Genomic DNA, 26,534 nt, shown 5'->3' on the forward strand with positions numbered 1-26,534 from the left:
TGTATATTTGTAATAGAAAAAAATGAAGCCGCACTTGCAGAATCGGGAAACTCATCAAGTTATAAGAAATACCGAGAACAGCTTCATCTTCCAATGGCGGGCCACGCCTTCGGGTAGCATTTATGCCGGTGGATTACAAAGGGGGAGAGCACTCAAATCATGTTTATCGGAGTTTCGTCACGCCTCGGGTGCGGCTTTTCTTATGTCCTTATTCTCTCTATTTTAACGTTTTATGCTTCTTTATTTTTCGGGTACAGGAAACTCCCGTTGGGTTGCCGGTGAACTGGCACAGTTGCGGCAGGAGGGATTATATGCTGTAACGGATGTTTTGGCCGGGAAGGGACCGTCCGTTTTGGTCGAAGGCGAAGCCTTGGGTTTTGTCTTTCCGGTTTATTCATGGGGACCCCCGGCTATTGTGCTTCAGGCGTTGGATGGTTTGTCTCTGGATGCACCTCCGTCTTTCTTGTATTTTGTATGTACCTGTGGTGACGATACGGGAAAAACGGCAAGTCTTTTTGTGCAGGCGGCAAAGAAGAAGGGGTGGGAGTGCAAGGCCGGTTATTCCGTCACGATGCCCAATACTTACGTGTGCCTGCCCGGCTTTGATGTTGATCCGGAAAGTCTGGAACGGAAGAAACTGGAGGAAGCTATGGCAAGAGTGACACAGGTAGCCGGGTATATTGAGGAGCGCAGGCCGGGTTTCGATTGCCATGAGGGAAGTGTTCCATGGCTGAAGAGTTATGTGATCCGTCCTCTTTTCAACGCTTTCCTGACTTCTCCCAAAGGTTTTCATGTTACGGAGGATTGCATCTGGTGTGGCGTATGCGAAAAGGTTTGTCCGGTCCATAATATCCGTCTGGAAGAAAAGCCTCGGTGGGGAAACCACTGCACCATGTGTCTGTCTTGTTATCACCATTGTCCGAAGCATGCGGTCATGTATGGAAATCAGACAAAGAAGAAAGGGCAGTATGTATGCCGGTTGAAACAGTCGTTGGGAAGGGACTGAACATTCTCTAACGGGTGGAAGGCAGTTGGGGAATTTGGGCCTCGATTCTGTTTTCTATGCTGTCGGGCAGTTTGGAAAAGAAGTCCAGTCCGGTGATTTGCTCTATCCCGTCGACGGTTGTCAGGTAGTTTTCCAGTTTCTGGTGGTGTGCCTTGTTTTCAAAAAGGAATCCCATTGCCAACGGATTCTTGCGGTTATAGATTAGGACGACTTTGAAGAAACGGTCGGGAACGGCTATTTTATGTTCCCCTATGCGTTTGGGTGATTCATTGTCATAAATCGGTCCGCATGCAATGTACACAGTCCCGTATTTGCGTGCCCATCTACGACAGGTTTCCTCCAGATCATTCCAGTCATCCCGGTTGAGTTTCTGGTTCTGCGGACAGATATTGCTCATATAGAATGACTCTTCCATGGCTTTTTTACTCCATTTCATGTCGGCAGCCGGAGCCATATGTCCCCGGTCGTATCCGGAGTTTGTGTAATCGGAATGTTCTGCTCTCGGCTCCGGAAGGTCCGGGTCTGGTATGAATCTGTTCTTGCGTTCTTCATTACCGTTTGTTTCCTGCCGTGTCAGTTCCCATGCCACCCAGTTCGGGGTTTTGTATACATTATTGTACGATAAGGTATATCCGGTCCGCTTCAGCTTTATTTCATTGCGTGGGGTTGTCGATACCGGGATTTCCAGCTTGTTGCTGTAGCTTTGCCGGTTCGTGTCTGCAGTATAGTCTGTTGCATGCTCTTCCGGACGGTTATCGGTCTTTTCGGTCGGCTGGTCTGTTTCCGGCCGGATCATGTCGGTAGACCAGCCCTTGTTCTGGCTGTAATACACTGCCGCCGCTATGATGATAAGAAGCAGGATAAAGCCTTTGGCAGACCCGGTCTGTTTTTTCTTGTTCCGTGCCATTCCCTTAGATTAATTTGAAACGCATTCTGAAAATCCCTTCTTTGTAATCGGAACTGATAATCTTGAATGTGCCTATCTCGGCTGTATTGTTTACGTGCAGACCTATGCACAGACATTCGTCATAGTCGCCTACATGTACAATACGTACCGTTTCTGAAGCGTCTTCCGGCAGACGTTTCATGTCGAAACGGTGTGCTGCCTGTTCCTTTGTTATGAATTCGGTCGTTACGGGAAGGTTTGATGCGATTATTTCGTTCACTTTATCTTCGATTTCTCGGATTTGTTCTTCGGTCGGTGCCTGAGGAAGGGCAAAGTCTAATTTACTCTTTTTCCGTTCGATATGGGCCGATACGGCACGTCCGCATCCGAAGAGATTTACCATAGTCCGGTTTACAATATGTTCACAGGTGTGCATCGGGGGATATTCCTGTTTGTTGTGTTCGTTCAGTTGAGGGGTTTGTTCCATAGTCTGTTTTTTGTTTTGTGCAAAAATAGGAAATAAACTTGTAATTGCTATGATTATTCTGCCTTATCCAGGGGTATGGGCATAAAAAAAGGAGTACCGCCGTACTCCAACCTTTGTTAACCTTAAATCTAATACTATGAAAAACACATTGCAAATATACGGACTTTTGTTTATTCTACAAATGAATCCGGGAAAAAATGTCAATATATAATACTATTTAACAATCATGCTTCGATTAACATTTTATATTAACATTTATTTTCTATATATTTGCGCTAATAAAATTCCGAATGATAGATTATGGCATTTGAAGCAACGAAAAGAGAATGGGGCGAGCTGTATGCGTTCTTTCGCCTGCTGGCCGACGGTTATGTATATGCCGGAACGGCCGACGTGAAGCAAAATGAATCCCAGCGTATTCCGGTGGCAATGATCCAGCGTGAAGAGCATGACGGTACCCGGAAGTACATCATCGACAAGGAGAATGTCCATATTGTGGGAGAACAGATGGATAAGTATGTGCCTCGTGAAGATTTCGGGACGGTTGCCGGGTTGGTTCTGCAGGCGATCCGGGAGAGCCGGGAGGATGATGTGACGTCGCCCGACGGTGTGGAGGAGTTCCTGGATGAAGTGGCCATTTTCGATTTGGAAGCCAAAACAGACGACCGTACGGATTTCAGTGTGGCGTTTTATGATCAGGATGCTCCGCTGACCGGCTTTTGTGTCCGTTCCCGCCTGGGGATGATGCTTCCGTTGCTGGACGGAGGCCGTACGGCTAATTTTAAGTTCGAGCAGACGGGTGTCAGGTTTGCTACTCCTACCGTAAATAAAATCAATGCGTTTGGTGAGGCAGATGATGTAGTGGGCCGTATGCTTATGATTGAAAGGTTGGGTGGTATTCTGAAATACAACGATGTGGCCGATAAGATTTTCCGGAGCAATCTGTCGATGATTGATCTGCATATGGGACGGCTGCTTGCCGAGATGGTCCGTTTGATGTGGTTGGATGGAATAACTAAGGTGGCCGATCTGACCGAGGATCTGAAAAAGCTGAACCCGTTGAAGATAAAGGATGAACTGATCAGTAAGCACGGTTTCTATGAATACAAGATGAAGGAATTCCTGTTGGCGTTAGCTACTGGCATGCGGCCTGCCAAGCTGTATAACGGAACGGATTCGGCAATAGCAGGTTTCCTGTTTGTGACAGGAGACGGACAGGTCTTGTGTTATCAGAGAGCGTTCCGGCAGACGTTCGCCGATTTCTTGTTCTATAATTCCCGTCTGGAGAAGGGATCTACCGAGAAGGATAAATACGGCTATCTGGAACGTGAAAACGGAGTCTATTACTTTAAGTTGAACTTGAAGATTGCCTTGTTGAAAAGATAAAATGGTCTGCCATCCGTTAGGGTGGCAGTTTTTTTGAGATAGAAAGAAATAATAAAAAGATTATAATGGAGAATTTTATATGAAAAAAAATGGGAAAATGATTATTTATCAGGCTTTTACCCGTCTATTCGGAAATTGTGGGGTACGTAACCTGAATAATGGGAGTATAGAAGAAAACGGTTGTGGTAAAATGGCCGACTTTACATCAAAGGCACTGGCCGAAATAAAGAAGTTGGGAGCGACCCATATCTGGTATACCGGTATCATAGCCCATGCCACCCAGACGGATTATTCTGCCTATGGCATGCCGAAGAATCATCCGTCTATCGTGAAGGGTAAGGCCGGTTCTCCGTATGCTATCCGTGACTATTACGATGTCGACCCCGATCTGGCTGTAAATGTCGACCGTCGTATGGAAGAATTCCTCGAACTGGTTGCGCGTTCGCACGATAACGGTCTGGATGTGATTATCGATTTTGTCCCGAATCATGTGGCACGGCAGTATCATTCCATTTCCCGTCCGGAAGGCGTAAAGGATCTGGGGGAAGACGATGATACGGCGAAGGGTTTTGATGCCAATAATAACTATTATTATATTCCGGGGCAGAAGCTGGAAGGCGAAATCGATCTCTATGATCCGGAATGTGGAAATTATGTGGAATATCCTGCAAAGGCTACGGGTAATGACCGGTTCGACGCTTATCCCAACAAGAACGACTGGTATGAAACGGTCAAACTGAACTATGGAGTAGATTATATAGGTAATACCGGCAACCATTTTTCACCTGTTCCCGATACCTGGAATAAGATGAAGGACATTGTTCTTTTCTGGGCGTCGAAGGGAGTAGACGGTTTCCGTTGCGATATGGCCGAGATGGTACCTTGTGAATTCTGGGGATGGATGATCCCTCAGGTTAAGGAACAGTATCCCGATATAATCTTCATTGCAGAAGTGTATAATCCGGCCCGTTATAGGGATTACATCTTTAAAGGTCATTTTGATTATCTATACGACAAGGTAGGACTGTATGATACGTTACGGTCGGTCGTTTGTGGTTATGCGTCTGCAACGGGTATTACAGGGTGCTGGCAGAATGTGAATGATATTCAGGGACATATGCTGAATTTCCTGGAAAATCACGATGAACAACGTATTGCATCCGATTTCTTTGCGGGTGATGCACGTAAGGCTTTTCCGGCTTTGCTGGTATCGGCCTGCATGAACACCAATCCGATGATGATCTATTTCGGTCAGGAATTAGGGGAGCCGGCCATGGAATCCGAGGGTTTCAGCGGGCGTGACGGGCGTACCACTATCTTTGATTATTGGAGTGTAGATACTATCCGCAGATGGAATAACCATAAACGTTTCAATTCCCATTTGCTGACTCCCAAGGAAAAGGAAATACGTGAATATTACCGTAAAGTCCTGACATTGTGCAATGCGGAAGACGCTTTGGCTCACGGGCAGTTCTTTGACCTGATGTATGTCAACCTTGGGGGATGGCAGATGAATGAACACCGCCAATATGCCTTTTTGCGTAAGGGAGAGCATGACGTAATCCTGATTATTGTCAATTTTGAGGATATGCCTGTACATGTATCAGTAAATATTCCTCAGCATGCTTTCGATTATTTGCAGGTTCCGTGTATGGAAAGCTGCAAGGCAACGGATCTGTTGACGGGAAAGAAGGAGACTATATCCTTTACATCTTCGAAACCGACTACTGTAAACTTGCCCCAGTTGGGAGGTAAAATGCTGAAGATCCAGTTGAAATGAAACCCGGTACGGGTTTGAAAGGTTGAGGCCTCCGGCTAGGGATAATCCCCGACCGGAGGCCTCAACTTTTTCTGTATGTTTTTGTCAGGCAATGCCGTGAGCGTTCACTTCTTTGTTGATTTTCTTGATGAGTCCTTGAAGTACGGCGCCCGGACCACATTCAATGAATTCGGTGGCTCCGTCGGCAATCATGTTCTGGACAGTCTGGGTCCAGCGTACGGAAGCTGTCAGTTGGGCTACCAGATTGGCTTTGATTTCTGCCGGATCGGTATGTGGTTTGGCGTCTACATTCTGATATACCGGACATTTGGGAGTATGGAAGTCTGTTGCCTGGATGGCTGCTTCCAGTTCTATTTTGGCCGGATCCATCAATGGAGAATGGAAAGCACCTCCTACTTTCAGAGGCAGGGCACGTTTTGCTCCGGCAGCTTTCATCAGTTCGCAGGCCTTGTTGATCCCTTCGATGGAACCGGAAATGACAATCTGTCCCGGACAGTTGTAATTGGCTGCAACACAGACTTCTCCTCCGGCTGCTACACTTGCACAGATTTCCTCTACTTTTTCGTCGGGCAGGGCAATGATGGCTGCCATTGTGGACGGGTGCATTTCGCAGGCTTTCTGCATCGCCATTGCACGTGCATATACCAGTTTCAGACCGTCTTCGAAAGAGAGGGCGCCGGCTGCCACCAGAGCAGAGAATTCGCCTAAGGAATGGCCGGCTGTCATTTCCGGCTTGAAATCTTCACCCATACAGAGCGCTGAAATAACAGAGTGTAAGAATACTGCAGGTTGGGTCACTTTAGTCTGACGCAGTTCTTCGTCTGTTCCGTTGAACATGATATCAGTGATACGGTATCCTAGAATATCGTTTGCCTTCTCGAATAATTCTTTAGCCAAAGGAGAGGTTTCGTAAAGATCTTTGCCCATTCCTACAAATTGGGCTCCCTGTCCTGGAAATACAAATGCTTTCATAAATTAATTTTTTATTGACGTTATTGGTTGCAAAGGTATAAATTCTTTTTAAATATTACTCATTTTCGTCAAGAATGTGCATTGGAACAGGGGAGTGGAAATGGTTGAGAGGTCCATGTCCTTCCCCTATATGGATGTCTTTTCCTGATAGGATACCTTGATAGACATACTCTTTAGCTTTCCGGACAGCTTCTGGAAGCGGTTCTCCTAAGGCCAGATAGGTTGCGATGGCCGATGAAAGGGTACACCCTGTTCCGTGGGTGTTTTTGCTTGCTACTTTCTGTGCCTCATATATATAAGGTGTTTCTTCTCCTCTTATCTGGAGAATGTCGCACATGCTGCCGTTTTCCAGATGTCCTCCCTTGACCAGTACGGCTTTACTTCCGTATTTCAACAGGTCTGAAGCTGCGGTTTTCATTGTCGCGACATCACGGATAGGATATCCCAGCAAGACTTCGGCTTCGCTAAGGTTCGGGGTTATCAAGGTGCTTGACGGCATCAGACTGGAGGTGATGGCCTCTATGGCTTCGTTTTCCATCAGCCGGCATCCGCTTGTGGAAACCATGACCGGGTCGAACACTACATAACGGGGACGGTATTTTTCAATACAGTCGGCTATGGTATGCGCTATTTCAGTGTCGTTTATCATGCCTATTTTTATTGCTATAGGGCGGATGTCATCCATTACCGCTTCAATCTGCCCTTTTACATAGACTGGAGGTACGGGGTGTATTCCGTTTACTCCCGTAGTGTTTTGTACGGTAATGGCTGTTATGGCACTGGCAGCATATGCTCCAAGGGCAGAAATGGTCTTGATGTCTGCCTGGATTCCGGCCCCTCCGCTGCAGTCGGAGCCGGCTATGGTAAGTATACAGGGATAATGTTTCATGTTATTATGGATATTGGTATGCTGTTGCAAATATATGAAAGTATTGTGATTCAAACAAATAGAAACTTTTCGTATCAGGTATGATATGCTTCTTTTTTATATCGTATAAAAGATGAAAAGTATTTGATTGAAAAATAGTGTTTTATAACATGATAAATAATTGCTTTTTTTTTGAACATCGGATTGAAAACTTATTTATATTTGCATCGTCAAAAAGAAAAAAAGATGGAAAAGCAAGCCGGAGATAACCTTATAATTGATGTACATGTGTCGGTCGACTGTGTATTGATCGGTTTTGACGGCGAGCAGTTCCGGGTTCTGCTTGTAAGGCAGATAGGCAAACAGGCGGACGCGGATATCAATGACTTGAAGCTGCCGGGAAGTCTGATATATGCCGATGAAGATTTGGATGATGCGGCAAAACGGGTGCTGAATGAATTGACGGGGCTGAAGAATATCAAGATGACCCAGTTCAAGGCTTATGGTTCCAGAAACCGTACTTCAGATCCGAAAGATGTATTGTGGCTGGAACGCTTTCATCGGATAACAGAGAATGGGGTAGGCCGGATCGTTACGGTCGCTTATCTTTCACTGTTGAAGATTGACCAGCGGAACCGTCAGCTGAGTGAGACGTATGATGCGTGTTGGATGCCTGTGGCGGATGTGAAGAATCTGGCTTTCGACCACATGCAGATTTATAAAGATGCGTTGACCTCTATCCGGCATTATGTGGAAAACACTCCTTCGGTCATGTTTGACCTGTTACCCCGGAAATTTACTGCGGCCCAGTTGCGGACACTTTACCAACTGGTTTATGACCGTGATTTTGACGCACGGAATTTCCATAAGAAAATAGCTTTGATGCCTTATGTGGTTCCGATGGAGGAGAAAGAAACGGGAGTGCGTCATCGGGCGGCCCGTTATTTTAGATTTGACAGAACAATTTATAATAAACTTAAGAAATAAAGTGTATATATGAGGTATTTGTTAGGTTATGATATAGGCAGCTCTTCGGTAAAAGCCAGTCTGGTGAACGCCGAAACAGGTAAATGTGTTGCTTCTGCCTTTTATCCGAAAACTGAAGCTGAAATCATTGCGGTTCATCCGGGATGGGCGGAACAGCAGCCTGAGATGTGGTGGGCGAATTTGAAGCTTGCTACCGAAATGATCATGAATGAAAGCGGTGCCAAGAAAGAGGATGTAGCCGCTATCGGTATTTCATACCAGATGCACGGACTGGTGTGTGTGGATAAGGATCAGAATGTCCTTCGTCCGGCCATCATCTGGTGCGACTCGCGTGCTGTCCCTTACGGTGATAAGGCCTTCAAGGCTTTGGGCGAGGAAAAATGTCTTTCTCATCTGTTGAATTCTCCGGGTAACTTTACTGCTTCCAAATTGGCTTGGGTGAAGGAAAACGAACCTGATGTATACGCCAAGATTGACAAGATCATGCTTCCGGGCGACTATATCGCCATGAAGCTGACAGGTGAAGTATGTACTACCGTTTCAGGACTTTCTGAAGGTATGTTCTGGGATTTCAAGAACAATGAAGTGGCACAGTTCCTGATGGATTACTACGGATTTGACAATTCCCTGATTCCTACCATCCGTCCTACATTCTCTGAACAGGGCCGTGTAACTGCCATTGCGGCGGCCGAATTGGGATTGGCCGAAGGTATCCCTGTTACATACCGTGGAGGTGACCAGCCTAACAATGCTCTTTCATTGAATGTGTTCAATCCGGGTGAGATTGCATCTACAGCCGGAACGTCAGGTGTGGTTTACGGTGTGAACGGTTCTGTCAATTATGATCCGAAATCACGTGTAAACACATTTGCTCACGTAAATCATACGGCCGACCAGATCCGTCTGGGTGTCTTGCTCTGCATCAATGGTACAGGTATCCTCAATTCGTGGATCAAGCGGACCGTAGTTCCTGAAGGAATTTCATACGCCGATATGAATGACCTGGCTGCCCAGGCACCGATAGGATCGGCCGGAATCAGTATCCTTCCTTTCGGAAACGGTGCGGAGCGTATGTTGCAGAACAAGGAGGCCGGATGTTCCATACACGGGATCAATTTCAATATCCATACGCGTAACCATATTATCCGTGCAGCTCAGGAAGGTATCGTATTCTCGTTCAAATATGGTATCGATATCATGAAGGGTATGGGTATGGATGTGCAGAAAATCCATGCCGGACATGCCAACATGTTCCTGAGCCCGATTTTCCGTGATACATTGGCCGGTGTGACCGGAGCTACCATCGAATTGTACGATACCGATGGTTCTGTAGGAGCCGCCAAGGGTGCGGGTATGGGAGCCGGTATCTATAAGGATAACAATGAAGCTTTCGCTACACTCGACAAGCTGGCTGTCATTGAACCGGATCTGGCCAATAAGGCCGCCTACGAAGATGCATACCAACGTTGGCTGGAATGTATGGAGAAGGTTACTAAATAAGAATATTTTAATTCATTATAAAAAGATAAATTCATTAACTTTTAAATTTATAAATAACTATGGCAACAAAAGAGTATTTCCCAGGTATTGGTAAAATTAAATTCGAAGGTGTAGAAAGCAAGAACCCGATGGCTTTCCGTTACTATGATCCGGAAAGAGTGGTTATGGGTAAGAAAATGAAAGACTGGTTGAAGTTCTCAATGGCATGGTGGCATACATTGTGCGCAGAAGGCGGTGACCAGTTCGGTGGCGGTACAAAGACTTTCCCTTGGAAAGGAAATCCGGACAAAGTACAGGCTGCTAAAGATAAAGCTGATGCAGGTTTCGAAATCATGCAGAAACTGGGTATCGAATACTACTGTTTCCACGATGTAGACCTTTGTGATGAAGCTGATACAATCGAAGAATATGAAGCTAACTTGAAAGAAATCGTTGCTTACCTGAAACAGAAACAGGCTGAAACCGGTATCAAACTGTTGTGGGGTACAGCTAACGTATTCGGTCATGCACGTTACATGAACGGTGCCGCTACAAATCCTGATTTCGACGTGGTAGCCCGTGCTGCTGTGCAGATCAAGAACGCTATGGATGCAACTATTGAATTGGGTGGTACCAACTATGTATTCTGGGGTGGTCGTGAAGGTTACATGTCATTGCTGAACACTGACCAGAAACGTGAAAAGGAACACCTGGCTCAGATGTTGACTATCGCCCGTGACTATGCACGTGCCAAAGGATTCAAAGGTACATTCCTGGTTGAACCGAAACCGATGGAACCGACTAAACACCAGTATGATGTAGATACTGAAACTGTTATCGGATTCTTGAAGGCTCACAACCTGGATAAGGATTTCAAGGTTAATATCGAAGTAAATCACGCTACTTTGGCTGGTCATACATTCGAACACGAACTGGCAGTTGCAGTTGATAACGGCATGTTGGGTTCTATCGATGCTAACCGTGGTGACTACCAGAACGGTTGGGATACAGACCAGTTCCCTATCGATAACTTCGAACTGACTCAGGCTATGATGCAGATTATCCGTAACGGTGGTCTGGGTAACGGTGGTACTAACTTCGACGCAAAGACCCGTCGTAACTCAACTGACCTGGAAGATATCTTCATCGCTCATATCGCTGGTATGGATGTTATGGCCCGTGCCTTGCTGAGCGCAGCTAAGTTGCTGGAAGAATCTCCATATAAGAAGATGCTGGCCGACCGTTACGCTTCATTCGATTCTGGTAAGGGTAAGGAATTCGAAGAAGGCAAACTTACTCTGGAAGATGTCGTTGCTTATGCTAAGGCTAACGGTGAACCGAAGCAGACTAGCGGTAAGCAGGAATTGTACGAGGCTATTGTAAATATGTATTGCTAATAGGTTTTAATAACCATTTTACTCATGTCCCGGCTGATTTTTATCGGCCGGGATATTTTTTTGCATTAAATAAGTTATATTTGCAATATATTAAACTGGAGTTAGATATGAATCTGAATAATGTTCATTTAGTAATTATGGCCGGTGGCATAGGAAGCCGTTTCTGGCCTATGAGTACTACCGATCTTCCCAAACAGTTCCTGGATGTGTTAGGGTGTGGAAGAACCTTATTACAGCTTACCGCCGACCGTTTTAAAGGCGTCTGTCTGCCGGAAAACATCTGGGTCGTAACCTCAGCGAAATATGCAGATATAGTCAAAGAACAATTGCCGGATATGGCTTCCGACCATATATTGCTGGAGCCGTGCCGCCGGAACACTGCTCCCTGTATTGCATATGTGAGCTGGAAGATCAAGGCACGGAACCCGAAAGCGAATATTGTGGTGACACCGAGCGACCATGTTGTGATGGATGTGCGCGAGTTTGCACGTGTAATCGAGTCGTCACTGAAGTTTACGGCCGATTCCGACGCTATCGTTACCTTGGGGATGAAAGCCACCCGTCCGGAAACCGGTTACGGATACATTGAGGCCGACATGTCAATGGCGTGTCCCTCGAACAAGGAAATCTACCGTGTGGATGCTTTCAGGGAAAAGCCTGACGCCGAGACGGCGAAACGTTACCTGCAGCGCAAGAACTATTTCTGGAATTCGGGTATCTTCATCTGGAATGTCAGTACGATTGTAAATGCGTTGCGTGTGTACCAGCCTTCCATTTCAGAAATTTTCGAGCGTCTGCTGCCTTATTATTATACCGATAAGGAACAGCAGCTGATAGATGAAATGTTCCCGATGTGCGACAACATATCCATAGACTATGCGGTAATGGAGAAGGCGGATGAAATCTATGTATTTCTGGCTTCATTCGGCTGGAGTGATCTGGGAACCTGGAGTTCTCTCCATGATAACGTAAAGAGGGACGCACATAACAATGCCTGTCTGGGCGAAAATATCCGGCTGTATGAAAGCCGTAACTGCATGGTTCATACTACGGAAGAAAAACGGACAATCGTGCAGGGACTGGACGGGTATATCGTGGCCGAGAAAAACGACTGCCTGCTGATATGCCGCCTGACCGAGGAACAGCGTATCCGGGAGTTTCTGAACGAACAGTAAAACGGCGTCTTTACACCGGCCTTTTTATGGAAGGCGTAAAAAAGAACCTGATCTTTTGGAAGATCACCTTGATATAATGGAAAAAAGATCTTGAACTTTTGTATGGAACATCTTGATATGTCCAGGGAAAGTTCAAGGTCTTTTTTCATGTCGGGTAGTGCAGTATTCGGGCGGGATATTCATTTATAAGGTATAAGCCTAAAATATCAATAGTATGAAGACAAGAAGATTATGTGGAATCCTGCTGTTGTTTCTGTGTATATTCGGCATTGCAGGGTGTGACAAGGAGATGGGGGAGGAAAGACAGATTACGGGGTACGAAGAATATGTGCTTATTGTAGCGTCACAGAAGAAACCGGGTGTCCTTTGGTCGGACGGATACAATTACCGGGCAGATGTATATGGAGTCAGGAAAGAAGATTCCGATGAATGGATGCCTTTAGGCTATATTGAGGGGTTTGAATTTGAAGAAGGATATGAATATAGGCTGAGAATCGGCGAAACGCACTATCTGGATCGTCGGATGGGACAGCCTGCATGGACTGTGTACAGGTTACTGGAAGTCCTGTCCATGGAAAAGAAGGAATCGGAAAATCTCCCCGACCATTTTATTCCGGACTGGTATTGTGAAGAATCTGAATGACCGGGAAAGAGAAAGGATCGGATCTGCATCAATAACAGGTCCGATCCTTTCTTTTATAAAGTGCAGCATCCGGGCACTTTGCGGATGTGGAATTTACTTCTTCAATGCTGCCAACGCTGCGTCGTAGTCCGGTTCCTGAGTGATTTCCGGAACCAGTTCCGTGTAGATGACTTTTCCTTCCGGATTGATGATGACTACCGCGCGTGCCAGTAAGCCACACAATACACCGTCGGTCATCAGGACACCGTATTTTTCACCGAAGTCGGATGTATAGCGGTAATCCGACAATGGGATTACGTTTTCAATTCCTTCTGCTGTGCAGAAACGGCCCTGTGCGAAAGGAAGGTCCTTTGAAATGGCGAGAACCACCGTATTGTCCATTCCGGCAGCCAGTTTATTGAATTTGCGGACTGAAGCGGCACACACGCCGGTATCCATGCTGGGGAAAATGTTCAGGATAGCATATTTCCCTTTGATATCGGCCAAAGTGAAGCTGCTCAGGTCACCTTTTACCAGTGAGAATTCGGGAGCCTGTGCTCCGACTGCTATAAATTCGCCTGCCAATGAAACTGGGGCGCCTTGAAATGCTGTTTTTGCCATAATTCTTTTTAGTTTTATAATTTGATGTATGTACAAAAATAACAAACTAATTCCGTTAATGTTTTATCGTTTGATGTTTTTTATAATAATTGTACATATTGTCTCATTTCCCGGTTTTTGATGAAAGTTTTTCAAGGAAGAATACCAGGAAGAAACCTACTACCATCAGCAGGACGGCCTCTACGATAGACTGGTCGGGTAGGATATTGCTTTCAATAGGGATGCCGTGCGTGTTGTCGACCAGCTCTTTCCAGGGCCATACCTTGTTCAGTGAGCCTAGCATGAATCCTGTCAGTACGGCCAGCGTGATGTTACGGAAATGTTTTAATGCGAATGAAAGGATACGTGAGAATGAAGTGATTCCAAGTATGGCTCCCAGGGCAAAGATGATGATGATCTTGACATTGAAGGTCTTTACGGCTTCCATGATAAAGAAATACTTGCCTAGCAGAACCAGAATGAAACTGCCCGATATACCGGGAAGTATCATGGCGCATATGGCGATAGCTCCGCATACGAAAATGAAGAACGGATTCTGTGAGGTCTCGGCCGGAGTGGCTATCGTTATGTAGAAAGCTACGGCACAGCCCAGGATAAAGCCCGTAATGGTCTTCCAGTTCCATTCCTTGATGTCCTTCCCTACAAACCATGTAGAGGCCAGTACCAGTCCGAAGAAGAATGCCCAGACCAATATGGGGTGGGCCACCAGCAGCCATGTAATCAGTTTGGCCAGTGAAAATACGCTGATTGCTATTCCTGCCAGAAGGAAGAACAGGAAATTCCCGTTGATGGCTTTCCAACATTCTTTCCATTTTCCGGTGAAGAAGAGTTTCAGGCTTTTCCCGTTGATGCTTTTGATAGAGTCGATCAATTCATCATAGATGCCTACAATGAAAGCGATCGTTCCGCCTGATACGCCAGGTACCACGTCTGCTGCCCCCATACCCATACCTTTCAGTGAAAGCATCAGATAGTCTTTAAGTTTACGCTCCATTTATTTTTCTGTTATCCGGTTTATAATTTTTATCTGAAATAGAAGTCTACAGTCCCTTCTGTTTCGCTTCGTTCCATATTTCGTCCATTTCGGCCAGTGTCATGTCCTGCAGTTTGCGGCCCTGTTTGAGTGTATGCTCTTCCAGGTAGTTGAAACGTCGGATGAACTTATGGTTTGTACGTTCCAGTGCATTGTCGGGATTGATCTTATACAGGCGGGCTGCATTGATCAGGCTGAACAGTACGTCTCCGAATTCCGCTTCTGCCTTTTCCTTGTCCATATCGGCCACCTCGGCTTCGAATTCGCCTATCTCTTCCTTGACCTTCTGCCACACCTGTTCACGCTGTTCCCAGTCGAATCCTACATTACGTACCTTGTCCTGTATCCTGTATGCCTTGATCAGTGAAGGCAGAGCTTCGGGTACTCCGCTCAGTACGCTTTTGTTTCCGTCTTTTTCTTTCAGCTTGATCTGTTCCCAGTTTTCGGAAACCTGTTCGGCCGTATCGGCCTTTACTTCACCGAAGACGTGGGGATGACGGAATATCAGTTTATCACAAAGCTTGTCGCATACGTCTTTGATGTCGAACGCTCCGTTTTCACTGCCGATCTTTGCATAGAATACAACATGCAGCAGTACGTCTCCCAATTCTTTGCAGATGTTCTTCTGGTCGTTTTTCATCAAGGCGTCACACAGTTCGTACACTTCTTCTATTGTGTTGGGACGCAGGCTTTCATTAGTCTGTTTCCTGTCCCACGGGCATTTCACGCGAAGTTCGTCAAGAATGTCCAGCAAGCGGCCGAAGGCCTCCATTTGTTCTTGTCTTGTATGCATATTTCTGTCTGATATTATTTCACGGGGCAAAGATACGAAAAAAGTGCGTCGGAACAATTGGTTATCATCCGACGCACTTTTCCCATCTTACAAGCTTTAAACTTATTTCAACTTAACAAATAATTCACCATTAACCTCACTAGTTTCAAGTTTGTCTTCTCTCAAAAGCCAACCCAGTCCTAAAAAGAAATCCTTATCGACCAATTTTGTCGCTTTTTTAATCTGTTTCTGAGTCAGACCGTCATTTCCATTTAATGCTTGCCAGATTTTTCCGGCGATAGCACCTGCTTTTTCATTTAACATAGTCTATATTTTTTAATAGTTACAATGCTTCTATAACAATAAGAGCATGTCTGTTTTTCCGCTACAAATGTAATAAAAAAATATAGATATTTATCTTTATATAATACAAAATTGGTTTTAGCTGATAAAAAGTAAGGAAAATATTACAATTTATTTTCCTTTTCAAGAAAATCGCCAAAAATGGTGGCTGCAGTTTCAATCATTCTGGTACATGGGCGTTTGGCGTAGTACTGTGGGGTGCGCGCCTCAGCTGTGGGGACTATCGGGGTATTTTTGGCCAGTCCCAGCAGATCGGCGCAACGTAGGGCTCCGGTTTCTTCCTTGAACTTGGCGGCGAGTTCCTGTACCAGGGCATAGTTGGCCGATTTGCTTTCTCTGTCGGCTCCTTCCAGGGCACAACGTTCCAGTCCTGCCAGCAGAAACATGCCGCAGGCTGCCCCGCAGGTCTCGCGCATGCGTCCAATTCCTCCTCCGAATGATGCCGACATGTGCAATGCCTGTTCTTTTGTGAATCCGTAAAGGTCGGCATAAGCCGCTACTACCGATTGTGAACAATTGTATCCTTCCTTGAATAGGGATACAGCCTTTTCAATTCTTTCTTTCTTATTCATAGTTGATGACATTATTGATCGTTTCTTTATTTATCCATGCTTTCAGGTTGAGCAGAGCCTGTGTCAGCAGCCGTTGGCGTGACTCGTGGGTGGCCCATGCTATGTGAGGGGTGATGAAACAGTTCTTGTGGTGGAGCAGGGGATTCGTTTCATGGGCCGGTTCTTCCGACAGGACATCGACTCCGGCCTGCAGTCCTCTTCCGTCAGAGAGGGCTTCGGCCAATGCCGTTTCATCGACCAGTCCTCCCCGGCTGGTATTTATCAGTATGGCTCCGGGTTTCATCAGGGAAAGACGTTCGGCGTTTACCAGGTGTTTTGTTACAGGGGTCAGCGGGCAGTGCAGGCTGATGACATCGCAGTATCGGAACAGGTCGTCCAGACTGGCTTTCCGGTATCCTTCCGGCAGCTGTTCCTGGCGTTTGCTGGTATATACCATCAGCTCCATACCAAAGGCGGAGGCGATATGTGCCGTGGTCTGTCCGGTATGTCCGAAACCTATAATACCCATCCGTTTGCCTGCCAGTTCAATCAGCGGAGTGTTCCAGAAGCAGAAGTCAGGTTGTGCTCCCCATGCTCCGCTCCGGACTTCTTCGGCGTAATGTCCTACCCGTTGGGTTATGTTCAGGATATGGGCAAAAACCATTTGGGCTACCGACCGGGTGCTGTAGGCCGGAATGTTGGTCACGGTTATTCCGTGCCGGCGTGCCGCGTCGAGGTCCACTACATTGTATCCGGTCGCCAGTACGCCGATGTATTTCAGTTGGGGCAGGGTGTCGATTGTTTCTGCGTCAAGTACGGTCTTGTTCGTGAAAAGCACTTCCGCTCCGGCTGCCCGTTCCATCAGTTCGTCGGTCCGGGTGCGGTCGTACAGAGATACTTCTCCCAAGGCTTCGAATCCTTCCCATGAGAACTCGTCGGGTTTCATGGTCGCTATGTCGAGGAATACTATTTTCATGATTTTGGGTAGTTATGTCTGAATGATTGGATTATTCTTTAAACCGGTTGCCCCACAACTGTTCCATTCTGTCCTTCAGCTTGTTCTCCGACGGGTTGTCCTGGGCATGCCACAGGCGCTGGCCTTTTATTTCATCGGGCAGGAACTGCTGTTCGACGAAATGTCCTTTGTAGTCGTGTGCATATTTGTAGTCTTTCCCGTATCCGAGCTGTTTCATCAGTTTGGTAGGAGCGTTGCGCAGATGTAGCGGGACTGGAAGATTTCCGGTTCCGCGTACCACTTCCAGTGCCGTATTGATACCCATGTAGGCCGAATTGCTTTTAGGGCTGGTAGCCAGGTAAACGGTAGCCTCTGCCAGAGGGATACGTCCTTCGGGCCATCCTATTTTCATGACCGCATCGAATGCGGCGTTGGCCAGCAGTAAAGCGTTCGGGTTGGCCAGTCCGATGTCTTCGGATGCCGATATGACCAGCCTCCGGGCAATGAAGGCCGGATCTTCTCCTCCTTCAACCATACGTGCCAGCCAGTATAAGGCACCGTCGGGATCACTTCCCCGGATGGATTTGATGAAGGCCGAGATGATGTCATAGTGCATTTCCCCGTCCTTGTCGTAGGCCAGCGGGTTTTGTTGCAGCCGTTCCACCACCTTTTCATTGGTGATAGTGATGGGATTCCCTTCGTCGGCTTCCACTACCAGTTCCAGGATGTTCAGCAGCTTTCGGGCGTCTCCTCCCGAATAGCGGAGCATGGCGTCGGTCTCTTTCAGGTCGATATCCTTTTCTTTCAGAATGGTGTCATGGGTAATGGCATGCTGGAGCAGTTGCAGCAGGTCGTCCTTTTCGAGCGGTTTCAGCACATAGAGCTGGCAGCGTGAAAGCAGAGGGCGTATCACTTCGAAGGAAGGGTTTTCTGTCGTTGCGCCGATCAGGGTGATCACTCCTTTTTCGACAGCACCGAGCAGCGAATCCTGCTGGGATTTGCTGAATCGGTGGATTTCGTCGATGAAGAGTATCGGGCTCTGTTGGGAGAAAAAACGGTTGTTTCGGGCCTTTTCAATTACATCACGCACGTCTTTGACTCCCGATGTTACCGCACTCAAAGTGTAGAAGGGAGTTTCGAGCTTGTTCGCTATAATCTGTGCAAGTGTCGTTTTCCCCACTCCCGGAGGCCCCCATAATATGAAGGAGGAGATACGGCCCGAATCAATCATTTTCCGAAGGACTGCACCTTCACCTACCAAATGTTTTTGCCCTATGTATTCGTCCAGTGTTTTCGGACGCATACGCTCTGCCAATGGTTGAGCCATAATGTTCTGTTTTGTAAAGTTGTTATCTGTATGTCACCCGACCGTTATCTTTCGGGAAGCTCTGGCGAAAGTAGTCATTTTTTTTCGATTGGAGAAATCTGGGTGGCCTGTTAACAACCTGACGGGAAGATTCCCGTTTATTTCTGTGGAGCCGGTATGGCACCCAATTGCTGTAACATGGTAAACAGGTCGGGCAGTCCGTGTTCACGGATAATCTTACCGTCTTTCAGTTGGTAGATGTTCATGGCCGTTACTTTGACGGGTCTGCCTGTAGCAGGTATCCCCATGAACGGCTGGGTCTGTGTACCGCTCATAGTGAAACGGATCATTACCTTATCGTTTTCGGCAATGCATTCTTCTGCTTTCCATTGGACATCCGGCATGGTACCACGCATCATGTCAAGGACAGCGATATAGCCGTCGAATCCGTGTAAAGGTTCGGCAGACGTGGGGGCATAGAAAATCACATCCGGTGAAATAATGGCTTCGCCGATAGTGCGGTCGCCTGTATTAATGAAACGTATAAACTGTTCCATTACCTGTTTGTTCTTTTCTGTTACAGAAACTTGTGTGTCATCAATCGTTTTCATATACATTTTATTTTAGGTTTACATTACATTTTGATCCGGTAAAAATACAGTTTGCCGGCTAAATCTGCAAGCGGTTACTTTTTAGCCATATAGTAACCTTTTTCTCACTTTTACAGAAAATCAGCAACATCCGTAGTACGTTAAAAAATAAAAATATGCGTAGTTATATGGATCTATATTATTTTTGTGGTGTAGAGTATTTTTAATCTGAATATAATGTTAAGAAAAGAAGAGCGGAATTCAATTATTGAAATTTGTCCGGTGCGCAATGTGATAGCCCGTTTCGGCAATAAATGGGCTTTGCTGGTGATCTTGGTCCTGAGTGAACATGAAAAGATCCGTTTTAACGAACTGCATCAATTGATTCCTGACATATCGTCGCGTGTACTGTCGGGAACGCTGAAAACCTTGGAAGCCGATACTTTGGTGTCACGGAAGGTGTATCCGACCGTTCCGCCGAAAGTGGAATATCAACTGACGGATTTAGGACATTCCTTAGTGCCTATTATAGAACAGCTGACCGAATGGGCACGGACAAACATGGACACGATTGTGGGACACCGTAAGGAGTTCACAAAAAGACAATAAAAAAAGCCTCTTTTCACAAAGAAGCTTTTTTAAGTTTTCAATAGGTATTAGTTTTTTTTAAGGTAAAAAGATTGTTTTCAGGATAACGCTACAAAGATGAAAGGTTTTTTTGAACTAAACAAATAAAAAAGTATGTCTTAAAACATATTTATCTTTTTTCTTTTGTTCGTATTCTTTAATACTTCCTTCTTTGTCTTCTTTACAAAGATAGTTTTTTTTAATTAATTCCATCACATTTTTTCTGTTTATTGGGGGGATGGATGAATATTTTTGATATGATGGAGCTAAAATGAGGCAGATTCGTTTTTTCAGCCTTCCTTTTTATAGGTAAATACCGAAAGAATGATTATTTTTGCGAACCAAACGTTTAAAATAAAAACGCTATGACTGAAATGAACGCAGCTGAAAGTTCAGAGAAAAAAAGTCTGAACTTCATTGAGCAAATTGTAGAGAAAGATTTGAAGGAAGGGAAGAACGGCGGTAGGATACAGACCCGTTTCCCGCCTGAACCTAACGGATATTTACACATTGGTCATGCAAAAGCCATTTGTATGGATTTCGGTATTGCTCAGAAATACGGTGGAGTATGTAATTTGCGTTTTGATGATACCAACCCTACCAAAGAAGACGTAGAGTATGTTGAGGCTATCAAGGAAGATATAGAATGGCTGGGGTATCATTGGGGGCATGAATATTATGCTTCTGACTATTTCCAGCAGTTATGGGATTTCGCTATCCGCCTAATCAAGGAGGGTAAGGCTTATGTGGACGAGCAGACTTCCGAGCAGATTGCGGAACAGAAGGGTACCCCTACCCAACCTGGTATAGAAAGTCCTTTCCGTAACCGTCCGGCAGAAGAGAGCCTGGAACTGTTTGAAAAGATGAACAGGGGTGAGATAGAAGAAGGAAAGATGGTTCTCCGCGCCAAGATTGACATGGCAAATCCGAACATGCATTTCCGCGACCCGATTATCTACCGGGTGGTAAAGACTCCCCATCACCGTACGGGTGACAAATGGAAGGCATATCCGATGTATGACTTTGCGCATGGACAGAGCGATTTCTTTGAAGGGGTCACCCATTCTTTGTGTACGTTGGAGTTTGTTGTACACCGTCCGTTGTATGATCTGTTTGTGGATTGGGTGAAGGACGGAAAGGATCTGGACGATAACCGTCCCCGTCAGTATGAATTCAACAAGCTGAACCTGAGCTATACGCTGATGAGCAAGCGTAACCTGCTTATTCTGGTGAAAGAGGGGCTGGTAAACGGTTGGGACGATCCGCGTATGCCGACTATCTGCGCCTTCCGTCGCCGGGGCTATTCTCCGGAATCAATCCGTAAATTCATTGACAAGATCGGATATACTACATACGATGCACTGAATGATTTCGCGTTGCTGGAAAGTGCCGTGCGTGAGGATCTGAACATGCGTTCTACCCGTGTTTCGGCTGTCATCAATCCGGTAAAGCTGATTCTGACAAACTATCCGGAAGGAAAGGTAGAGGTGATGCATGCAATCAATAATCCGGAAGATCCGGATTCGCCCACGCATACCATTGAATTCAGCCGTGAATTGTGGATGGAGCGTGAAGACTTCATGGAAAATGCTCCCAAGAAATATTTCCGTATGACTCCGGGGCAGGAAGTCCGCCTGAAGAATGCCTATATTGTAAAATGTACAGGTTGCAAGAAAGATGCGGACGGTAATATAGTGGAAGTCTATGCGGAATATGACCCGAATACCCGGAGCGGAATGCCGGAAGCGAACCGTAAGGTAAAGGGTACACTGCATTGGGTGAGCTGTAACCATTGCCTGAAGGCGGAAGTCCGTCTGTATGACCGTTTGTGGAAGGTAGAGAATCCGCGTGATGAAATGGCTGCAATCCGTGAGGCACGTAACTGCTCTGCACTGGAGGCTATGAAGGAGATGATCAATCCCGACTCCTTGAAAGTGCTGACCGACTGTTATGTAGAGAAATATCTGGCCGATGCCAAACCTTTCGATTATCTGCAGTTCCAGCGTATCGGTTATTTTAATGTGGATAAAGATTCAACTCCGGAACACCTGATATTTAACCGTACTGTGTCTTTGAAGGATACATGGAGCAAGATCAATAATAAATAATAATATTCTAATTTTAAGATCAGAAAGATCAGATTGTTGTTCAGGGAAATGATTGCATGGAATCATATTCTGTGCCTTTGTTTCCCTGAATTGCAATAGAAAAATAATAACATAATCATGGCCGATATAGGACCTTTAGGATTTGATACTCCCGAATTCCAGGAGTTGCTGAAGAAATATGAAAGGATGAAGGAAAGGAATAAACATGTCTTTTTCGATTCCGATGAGTTGGTTTCACTCATTGAATATTATGCTTCAAGGCATGAGACCGAGAACTTTGAAGGTGTGATAGACTACGGACTTCAGCTTTATCCGGATAACTTGGATATCGTGGTGTATAGATGCCATGCGCTGATGGCTCGAGGCCAATACTTTGAAGCCGAACAGATAATAGACAAGCTGCCTGACTCGGGGGATTATTCGGCCCGTTTGATCAAGGCTGAAATATGCCTGAATAAGGGGAATTATGAAGAAGGCCATAAGATACTTGACGCTCTTTATAATGAAGAGCAGGATATAGACATGATTCTTGACATTGCTCAGATTTACCTGAACGTATGTCTTCTGGATAATGCGTATGAATGGCTGGAAAAAGCTTATGAGAAGTGTCCCGATAACCGGGACGTACTGGAAATGTTTGCCAATTACTATTTCAGGACTGACAATACAGAAAAGGAAATAGAATTCAACAATAAGATTCTTGATAAGGATCCGTATAATGCTTATGCCTGGCAGCAGCTTTCACGTTGCTATATAAAGCTGGAACAGCCGGAAAAAGCGTTGGAGGCGGCAGGTTTTGCCGGTGTTATCGATGAGTCCGACCAGCGTACAATGGAGCTTGAAGGCGTCAGCAATATTATGCTGCATAATATGGAAACGGCGATAGCTAAACTGGAGGAGGCCAAGGAGAATTCCCGGAACAGGAATTATATCAATTCTCTGTTGCTGAACTGTTATATGCTGGAATGTGATTATGACAAGGTCATGGAATACAGCAATATGTTGTTGGATGATCCGGAAACCCAGGATTATCAGAAGGCTGAAATCTATAGCCGGCGGGCCGCTGCTTATCTGGAGTTTAACATGATGGGGAAATGCAAGGAAGATATTGCGAAAGGTTTCACATACGACCATTATAACTCTGGTCTGTTCCAACTGGAGGGGGAGGTGTATATTCGTGAAGCCCGGGTGCTTAGAGCGAACGAGTCTTTCAAGAAGGCTATTGAATATGCTGAATTCAAAGGAGATGTGATTGTTACGGTGACACAGACATATCTGAACTATGACTGGTGGGATGAAGCTGGTATCCTTCTTCAGGAACTGGAAACGGAATGTCCGTCTGTGTTGAGGAAAAATGCATATTTTGTAGCTTATAGCTATTTCCTGATGAAGCTGAAGAAGAAAGTGGCACAGTTCCTTGTTATGGCAGCCGTGTATTCTCCCGAAATTTTCTTGAATGATGAGAAGAATGAATTCAGGCATATTGACAGACGTTTTTTCGATTTATCGAAGCAAATATTCGAGAAAGTGAGGAATAATGAAGTCAACACGGAGGATTTCCTTACGATGAAAGGATTCGGTTATTAAGGTAAAATAAAAAAGACCGCCGAAAGCGGTCTTTTTTGTTATGGTAGTAGATTTGTCACATCGTTCTGTCCTGTTCCGGAATGTCTATTTCCTGCATAATTCCTTGAAGTCGCAGTATGAACACTGGTCTTCGTTTCCGGTCTGTGTGAAGGCTATGGCCGGATTGAAGATTGTTTCTAGCAGGTTATCCAGATATTTCCGGAATTCTGTTTCCAGAAGGGCAAAGTCTGTAACCTGTTCTTTCGGCCTGCGTGGTTCTCCCATCTGTATTACCGGAGAGTAGTTTTCGGATGCTGCCCTGTGTATGTAGAGCAGGGCAGGAGCTACTTTCCGCAAATCATTCTTTTCACGTAGTTTCCGGCAGACGATCGAGGCGTAGAGGAAGGTCTGGAAAATGTGTCCGGAACGTTTTTCGCCCGGTGTAAAGAGCGATTCTATGTTGGCCGGGACTTCGGTATCTCCTCCTGTCTTGTAGTCGACTATACGGAGTGTATTCTCCTTTTCGTCCATGCGGTCTATAATGCCTCCTATGCGTGATTTTATCATTCCGTTTGGAGTCTTTATGTCGATATTTTCGCTGATGCGCTGCTCCGAACCGATGAAGGTGAACGGGCTGTAGCGCAAGTCATTCCTAAGCAGTTGTTTGATATATCTGGCTATGACGGCCGAATTGATGAGCTGTATGCCGTTGTATTCGGGACGTTCGTCTGCGGGAATATTGAAAAAGAGTTTCTTGAATCCGTTGTCTACATAATTCTGTATTCTTGTTTCATCCTTCAATAATTTCTCAATGTCATCGCTGCTGACCGTTTTTCCGTGTACCGTCAGATCCTTGTAGATATGCTCGGCGGCATAATGGAATATACTGCCGAACTTGGCGGAGTCTATTTCGGCCGTTACTTCATCGGGAGTTTTCAGTCCGGCTACGTATTTGTAGTAGAATTTCAACGGACAGTCGAGATAAGAGTTCAGGGCCGACGGAGAGAGGAATGTACCGGGATTGACCCGTATGTCGTAGAGGGCCTGCATCCGTTTCATGACCTGGGGTGTCTTTCCGATGGTGATCGGTACAGATCCCTGAGGTGACTGTTCGGCTTCCAACCGCTTGTGTACGATGTTGTATCCCCATTCTACCAGGAACTGTAGCATAAAGCGCGACTGTTCTCCCCGGTTAATGCCGTCGGTGGCGGTATTGTAGACCAGAGTTACGTTTTCGGCTCTTTGCAGCAGGCGGTAGAAATAATAGGCATAGACGGCTATCTTGTGGTCAATGGTTGTCATACCGAATGCTTTGCGCAGACTGTATGGAATGAAGGATGAGTCGCCTCCAGCTTTGGGCAGCTGTCCTTCATTGACAGACAGCATGATGATGTTGCGGAAGTCGAGGTTGCGTGTCTCCAGCACCCCCATGACCTGCATGCCGATAGCCGGTTCTCCATGGAACGGGATGCTGGAAGTAGACAGGACACGGGTGAGCAACCGTTGGAAGGTTCCGGATTGTACGTCCAGGTCTTTGTTTTCAATCAGTGTATAGAAGCGGTTTATCAAGGTATACGCTTTAAACAATGATTCACGGTAAAGCTGGTCGAAAGCGTTGTTCATGGAGGCGGTCTGTTTGCGGTAGATGACCGCCACCTGTTTCAAGGCATCGGCCAGCATACGGCACAAGTCGCGGTTATTGTTCCGTGGCTCGAATAAAAGTTCCAGAGCCTTGTCTTTTTCCAGTTCGGACGGAAGCGGATAGAAACGGTTGTTCCTGGTCAGGCTTTCTTCCAGACTTTCCGAATTTTCCGACAACTGTCGGGTATAGGGATGTTTCAGTACACTGGTTACTTCGGCAAACCGGTATCTCCCGGTGTTACCGTTGTATCCCGATGTATGGAGTTCCATCAGGGCTTGTATGAAACTATATACCGGGGTCTGAGAAAGCGGAAATCCCATGGTTATGTTGATGTGTCTGACGTTGTCGGGAAGTGAATGGAGTACAGGCTGCAGCAATGTTTCGTTGCATAATACTACGGCTGTCTCCTTTTCCGGGGAAGTGAGGTTTTCACGGATCCATTGTGGCAGGTAACGGGTCTGTCCGTTTTCTGTGGCCGATTCGATATAGGTAATTTTTTTAGGATGGTTCAGGTTGTCGAAATTGGAAGCTGGCAGTTCCGACGGAAAATCCTGGAGGTTGCGTCGGATGAAATCTCCGGCTTCATGAGACCTTTTCTGGAGATAGAACAGGTCATAATCCCAATAGAACATGGCTTTGCCCGCGTCATTCAGTACATGGAACAGCGTATGTTCTACTTTGTTCAGTACATTGAATCCGATGAAGATATATTTGCGGAAAGACATTTCTCTTACGTCGATATGTTCGATGACGTCACGGTATAGCATTCCTTCATATGCGATCTTCTGGTTGTATAATACACTTTTATATCCGGTGTAAATTTCTCCGAGTACGTTCCACAAAGAGATGAAACGTTGTTTCAGTTCGGTCACCTGGTCTATGGAGAAATGATGGAAGAACTGGCTGAGTGCCTCTTTCTGCCCCGGATCCAGAAAGTCATAATTGTCGGTGATGGCGTTCAGGTCTTTCAGGTTCTTGAACAGTGTATCGGTATCTGCCATGTTTTTGTCGGCGTCGTCGAAGTCGGCAATCAGCATTTCTCCCCAGAAGTAGAAGTCGTCCAGGGTTTCCGTACTTCCGGTCGCCTTGCAAAAGACCTTGTAGAGGTCACAAACCAGCTTGATCGGGTCTACGATTGACAGATCGGACAACTGCCGGAACAGTTCACTGATACTGATATAGGCAGGCGACCATATCGGCCGGCCGGCTTCCTGTGCCAGGTATTCGTTGAAGAAGAGGCTGGCACGTTTGTTCGGAAAGACAACAGCCACATTGCTGAAGTCTCCTTCCAGTTTGGTATATAAATCGTGTGCTACTTGTTTCAGAAATGTTTCCATGTCTTGTCTTTTCAGATG

Annotated in this window: 24 protein-coding genes; 11 read left to right on the plus strand and 13 right to left on the minus strand. The window is 46.0% G+C overall.

The window, feature by feature from the left end:
• Positions 1-232 precede the first annotated feature (232 nt).
• Positions 233-1,006 (plus strand): EFR1 family ferrodoxin, encoded by a 774-nt coding sequence (locus tag BQ7489_RS04835; protein ID WP_072530174.1) that lies wholly within the window; start codon positions 233-235, stop codon positions 1,004-1,006.
• Positions 1,007-1,013: 7 nt separating this feature from the next.
• Here the strand turns inward: BQ7489_RS04835 and BQ7489_RS04840 are convergent, their stop codons facing one another.
• Both BQ7489_RS04840 and BQ7489_RS04845 read right to left on the minus strand, forming a co-directional pair.
• A complete protein-coding gene (locus BQ7489_RS04840) occupies positions 1,014-1,913 on the minus strand; it encodes a DNA/RNA non-specific endonuclease (protein ID WP_072530175.1) in 900 nt (299 codons plus the stop codon).
• A gap of 4 nt (positions 1,914-1,917) precedes the next feature.
• Positions 1,918-2,379, minus strand: a complete 462-nt coding sequence (locus BQ7489_RS04845; protein ID WP_072530176.1) for an alanyl-tRNA editing protein — start codon at positions 2,377-2,379, stop codon at positions 1,918-1,920.
• A 300-nt stretch (positions 2,380-2,679) separates the two neighbouring features.
• Here BQ7489_RS04845 and BQ7489_RS04855 point away from each other — a divergent pair, with 300 nt between their 5' ends.
• Both BQ7489_RS04855 and BQ7489_RS04860 read left to right on the plus strand, forming a co-directional pair.
• Complete coding sequence (locus BQ7489_RS04855) at positions 2,680-3,765, plus strand: HpaII family restriction endonuclease (RefSeq protein ID WP_072530177.1); 1,086 nt, start codon at positions 2,680-2,682, stop codon at positions 3,763-3,765.
• A 79-nt stretch (positions 3,766-3,844) separates the two neighbouring features.
• Complete coding sequence (locus tag BQ7489_RS04860) at positions 3,845-5,545, plus strand: alpha-amylase family glycosyl hydrolase (protein WP_072530178.1); 1,701 nt, start codon at positions 3,845-3,847, stop codon at positions 5,543-5,545.
• 84 nt (positions 5,546-5,629) lie between these two features.
• Here the strand turns inward: BQ7489_RS04860 and fabD are convergent, their stop codons facing one another.
• Together fabD and thiD are read right to left on the minus strand one after the other, a co-directional pair.
• Entirely contained in the window at positions 5,630-6,517 is an 888-nt protein-coding gene (fabD, locus tag BQ7489_RS04865; RefSeq protein WP_072530179.1) for an ACP S-malonyltransferase, read from the minus strand.
• 55 nt (positions 6,518-6,572) lie between these two features.
• Positions 6,573-7,406: a bifunctional hydroxymethylpyrimidine kinase/phosphomethylpyrimidine kinase gene (gene thiD / locus BQ7489_RS04870; RefSeq protein WP_072532031.1), complete on the minus strand. Its 834-nt coding sequence runs from the start codon at positions 7,404-7,406 to the stop codon at positions 6,573-6,575.
• A gap of 225 nt (positions 7,407-7,631) precedes the next feature.
• On the opposite strand from thiD, the gene BQ7489_RS04875 reads away from it, so the two are divergent.
• The 5 genes from BQ7489_RS04875 to BQ7489_RS04895 all read left to right on the plus strand — a co-directional run bounded on the left by BQ7489_RS04875 (position 7,632) and on the right by BQ7489_RS04895 (position 13,066).
• Positions 7,632-8,372, plus strand: coding sequence for an NUDIX hydrolase (locus tag BQ7489_RS04875; RefSeq protein WP_072530180.1), 741 nt, complete (start codon positions 7,632-7,634; stop codon positions 8,370-8,372).
• A 9-nt stretch (positions 8,373-8,381) separates the two neighbouring features.
• Positions 8,382-9,872, plus strand: coding sequence for a xylulokinase (locus tag BQ7489_RS04880; protein ID WP_072530181.1), 1,491 nt, complete (start codon positions 8,382-8,384; stop codon positions 9,870-9,872).
• A gap of 59 nt (positions 9,873-9,931) precedes the next feature.
• Complete coding sequence (gene xylA, locus BQ7489_RS04885) at positions 9,932-11,248, plus strand: xylose isomerase (RefSeq protein WP_072530182.1); 1,317 nt, start codon at positions 9,932-9,934, stop codon at positions 11,246-11,248.
• Between the two features lie 107 nt (positions 11,249-11,355).
• Complete coding sequence (locus tag BQ7489_RS04890) at positions 11,356-12,423, plus strand: mannose-1-phosphate guanylyltransferase (RefSeq protein WP_072530183.1); 1,068 nt, start codon at positions 11,356-11,358, stop codon at positions 12,421-12,423.
• A 214-nt stretch (positions 12,424-12,637) separates the two neighbouring features.
• Positions 12,638-13,066, plus strand: coding sequence for a DUF4377 domain-containing protein (locus tag BQ7489_RS04895; RefSeq protein WP_072530184.1), 429 nt, complete (start codon positions 12,638-12,640; stop codon positions 13,064-13,066).
• Positions 13,067-13,159: 93 nt separating this feature from the next.
• On the opposite strand, the gene tpx is transcribed toward BQ7489_RS04895, so the two are convergent.
• The 8 genes from tpx to BQ7489_RS04935 all read right to left on the minus strand — a co-directional run bounded on the left by tpx (position 13,160) and on the right by BQ7489_RS04935 (position 19,257).
• Entirely contained in the window at positions 13,160-13,666 is a 507-nt protein-coding gene (gene tpx, locus BQ7489_RS04900) for a thiol peroxidase (protein ID WP_072530185.1), read from the minus strand.
• A gap of 103 nt (positions 13,667-13,769) precedes the next feature.
• Positions 13,770-14,660, minus strand: coding sequence for a DUF368 domain-containing protein (locus BQ7489_RS04905; RefSeq protein ID WP_072530186.1), 891 nt, complete (start codon positions 14,658-14,660; stop codon positions 13,770-13,772).
• A 46-nt stretch (positions 14,661-14,706) separates the two neighbouring features.
• The gene (gene mazG / locus BQ7489_RS04910) at positions 14,707-15,492 is read right to left on the minus strand and encodes a nucleoside triphosphate pyrophosphohydrolase (RefSeq protein WP_072530187.1); all 786 of its coding nucleotides are present in this window, start codon (positions 15,490-15,492) and stop codon (positions 14,707-14,709) included.
• A 102-nt stretch (positions 15,493-15,594) separates the two neighbouring features.
• Entirely contained in the window at positions 15,595-15,795 is a 201-nt protein-coding gene (locus BQ7489_RS04915) for a winged helix-turn-helix domain-containing protein (protein WP_072530188.1), read from the minus strand.
• Positions 15,796-15,938: 143 nt separating this feature from the next.
• Positions 15,939-16,406, minus strand: a complete 468-nt coding sequence (locus BQ7489_RS04920) for a C-GCAxxG-C-C family protein (protein WP_083580460.1) — start codon at positions 16,404-16,406, stop codon at positions 15,939-15,941.
• Entirely contained in the window at positions 16,399-17,361 is a 963-nt protein-coding gene (locus BQ7489_RS04925; RefSeq protein ID WP_072530190.1) for a D-2-hydroxyacid dehydrogenase, read from the minus strand. The genes BQ7489_RS04920 and BQ7489_RS04925 overlap by 8 nt, the downstream gene beginning before the upstream one ends.
• Positions 17,362-17,392: 31 nt before the next feature.
• Entirely contained in the window at positions 17,393-18,667 is a 1,275-nt protein-coding gene (locus BQ7489_RS04930) for a replication-associated recombination protein A (protein WP_072530191.1), read from the minus strand.
• Positions 18,668-18,804: 137 nt separating this feature from the next.
• On the minus strand, positions 18,805-19,257 hold the full coding sequence (locus BQ7489_RS04935) for an ester cyclase (protein WP_072532032.1): 453 nt from the start codon (positions 19,255-19,257) through the stop codon (positions 18,805-18,807).
• A gap of 216 nt (positions 19,258-19,473) precedes the next feature.
• On the opposite strand from BQ7489_RS04935, the gene BQ7489_RS04940 reads away from it, so the two are divergent.
• The 3 genes from BQ7489_RS04940 to BQ7489_RS04950 all read left to right on the plus strand — a co-directional run bounded on the left by BQ7489_RS04940 (position 19,474) and on the right by BQ7489_RS04950 (position 23,558).
• On the plus strand, positions 19,474-19,845 hold the full coding sequence (locus BQ7489_RS04940) for a winged helix-turn-helix transcriptional regulator (protein WP_072530192.1): 372 nt from the start codon (positions 19,474-19,476) through the stop codon (positions 19,843-19,845).
• 383 nt (positions 19,846-20,228) lie between these two features.
• Entirely contained in the window at positions 20,229-21,971 is a 1,743-nt protein-coding gene (locus BQ7489_RS04945) for a glutamine--tRNA ligase/YqeY domain fusion protein (protein ID WP_072530193.1), read from the plus strand.
• Positions 21,972-22,088: 117 nt separating this feature from the next.
• Complete coding sequence (locus BQ7489_RS04950) at positions 22,089-23,558, plus strand: tetratricopeptide repeat protein (RefSeq protein ID WP_072530194.1); 1,470 nt, start codon at positions 22,089-22,091, stop codon at positions 23,556-23,558.
• Positions 23,559-23,642: 84 nt separating this feature from the next.
• Here BQ7489_RS04950 and BQ7489_RS04955 read toward each other — a convergent pair whose 3' ends face one another.
• Entirely contained in the window at positions 23,643-26,516 is a 2,874-nt protein-coding gene (locus tag BQ7489_RS04955) for a PD-(D/E)XK nuclease family protein (RefSeq protein ID WP_072530195.1), read from the minus strand.
• Between the last annotated feature and the right edge of the window lie 18 nt (positions 26,517-26,534).

The sequence above is a fragment of the Bacteroides ilei genome (assembly GCF_900128495.1).
Lineage (GTDB): Bacteria > Bacteroidota > Bacteroidia > Bacteroidales > Bacteroidaceae > Phocaeicola > Phocaeicola ilei.

Bases quoted from the DNA above. Each gene is read 5' to 3' on its own strand.
- BQ7489_RS04835 (WP_072530174.1), top strand. From the start codon at position 233: ATGCTTCTTTATTTTTCGGGTACAGGAAACTCCCGTTGGGTTGCCGGT.
- BQ7489_RS04840 (WP_072530175.1), bottom strand. From the start codon at position 1,913: ATGGCACGGAACAAGAAAAAACAGACCGGGTCTGCCAAAGGCTTTATC.
- BQ7489_RS04845 (WP_072530176.1), bottom strand. From the start codon at position 2,379: ATGGAACAAACCCCTCAACTGAACGAACACAACAAACAGGAATATCCC.
- BQ7489_RS04855 (WP_072530177.1), top strand. From the start codon at position 2,680: ATGGCATTTGAAGCAACGAAAAGAGAATGGGGCGAGCTGTATGCGTTC.
- BQ7489_RS04860 (WP_072530178.1), top strand. From the start codon at position 3,845: ATGAAAAAAAATGGGAAAATGATTATTTATCAGGCTTTTACCCGTCTA.
- fabD (WP_072530179.1), bottom strand. From the start codon at position 6,517: ATGAAAGCATTTGTATTTCCAGGACAGGGAGCCCAATTTGTAGGAATG.
- thiD (WP_072532031.1), bottom strand. From the start codon at position 7,406: ATGAAACATTATCCCTGTATACTTACCATAGCCGGCTCCGACTGCAGC.
- BQ7489_RS04875 (WP_072530180.1), top strand. From the start codon at position 7,632: ATGGAAAAGCAAGCCGGAGATAACCTTATAATTGATGTACATGTGTCG.
- BQ7489_RS04880 (WP_072530181.1), top strand. From the start codon at position 8,382: ATGAGGTATTTGTTAGGTTATGATATAGGCAGCTCTTCGGTAAAAGCC.
- xylA (WP_072530182.1), top strand. From the start codon at position 9,932: ATGGCAACAAAAGAGTATTTCCCAGGTATTGGTAAAATTAAATTCGAA.
- BQ7489_RS04890 (WP_072530183.1), top strand. From the start codon at position 11,356: ATGAATCTGAATAATGTTCATTTAGTAATTATGGCCGGTGGCATAGGA.
- BQ7489_RS04895 (WP_072530184.1), top strand. From the start codon at position 12,638: ATGAAGACAAGAAGATTATGTGGAATCCTGCTGTTGTTTCTGTGTATA.
- tpx (WP_072530185.1), bottom strand. From the start codon at position 13,666: ATGGCAAAAACAGCATTTCAAGGCGCCCCAGTTTCATTGGCAGGCGAA.
- BQ7489_RS04905 (WP_072530186.1), bottom strand. From the start codon at position 14,660: ATGGAGCGTAAACTTAAAGACTATCTGATGCTTTCACTGAAAGGTATG.
- mazG (WP_072530187.1), bottom strand. From the start codon at position 15,492: ATGCATACAAGACAAGAACAAATGGAGGCCTTCGGCCGCTTGCTGGAC.
- BQ7489_RS04915 (WP_072530188.1), bottom strand. From the start codon at position 15,795: ATGTTAAATGAAAAAGCAGGTGCTATCGCCGGAAAAATCTGGCAAGCA.
- BQ7489_RS04920 (WP_083580460.1), bottom strand. From the start codon at position 16,406: ATGAATAAGAAAGAAAGAATTGAAAAGGCTGTATCCCTATTCAAGGAA.
- BQ7489_RS04925 (WP_072530190.1), bottom strand. From the start codon at position 17,361: ATGAAAATAGTATTCCTCGACATAGCGACCATGAAACCCGACGAGTTC.
- BQ7489_RS04930 (WP_072530191.1), bottom strand. From the start codon at position 18,667: ATGGCTCAACCATTGGCAGAGCGTATGCGTCCGAAAACACTGGACGAA.
- BQ7489_RS04935 (WP_072532032.1), bottom strand. From the start codon at position 19,257: ATGAAAACGATTGATGACACACAAGTTTCTGTAACAGAAAAGAACAAA.
- BQ7489_RS04940 (WP_072530192.1), top strand. From the start codon at position 19,474: ATGTTAAGAAAAGAAGAGCGGAATTCAATTATTGAAATTTGTCCGGTG.
- BQ7489_RS04945 (WP_072530193.1), top strand. From the start codon at position 20,229: ATGACTGAAATGAACGCAGCTGAAAGTTCAGAGAAAAAAAGTCTGAAC.
- BQ7489_RS04950 (WP_072530194.1), top strand. From the start codon at position 22,089: ATGGCCGATATAGGACCTTTAGGATTTGATACTCCCGAATTCCAGGAG.
- BQ7489_RS04955 (WP_072530195.1), bottom strand. From the start codon at position 26,516: ATGGAAACATTTCTGAAACAAGTAGCACACGATTTATATACCAAACTG.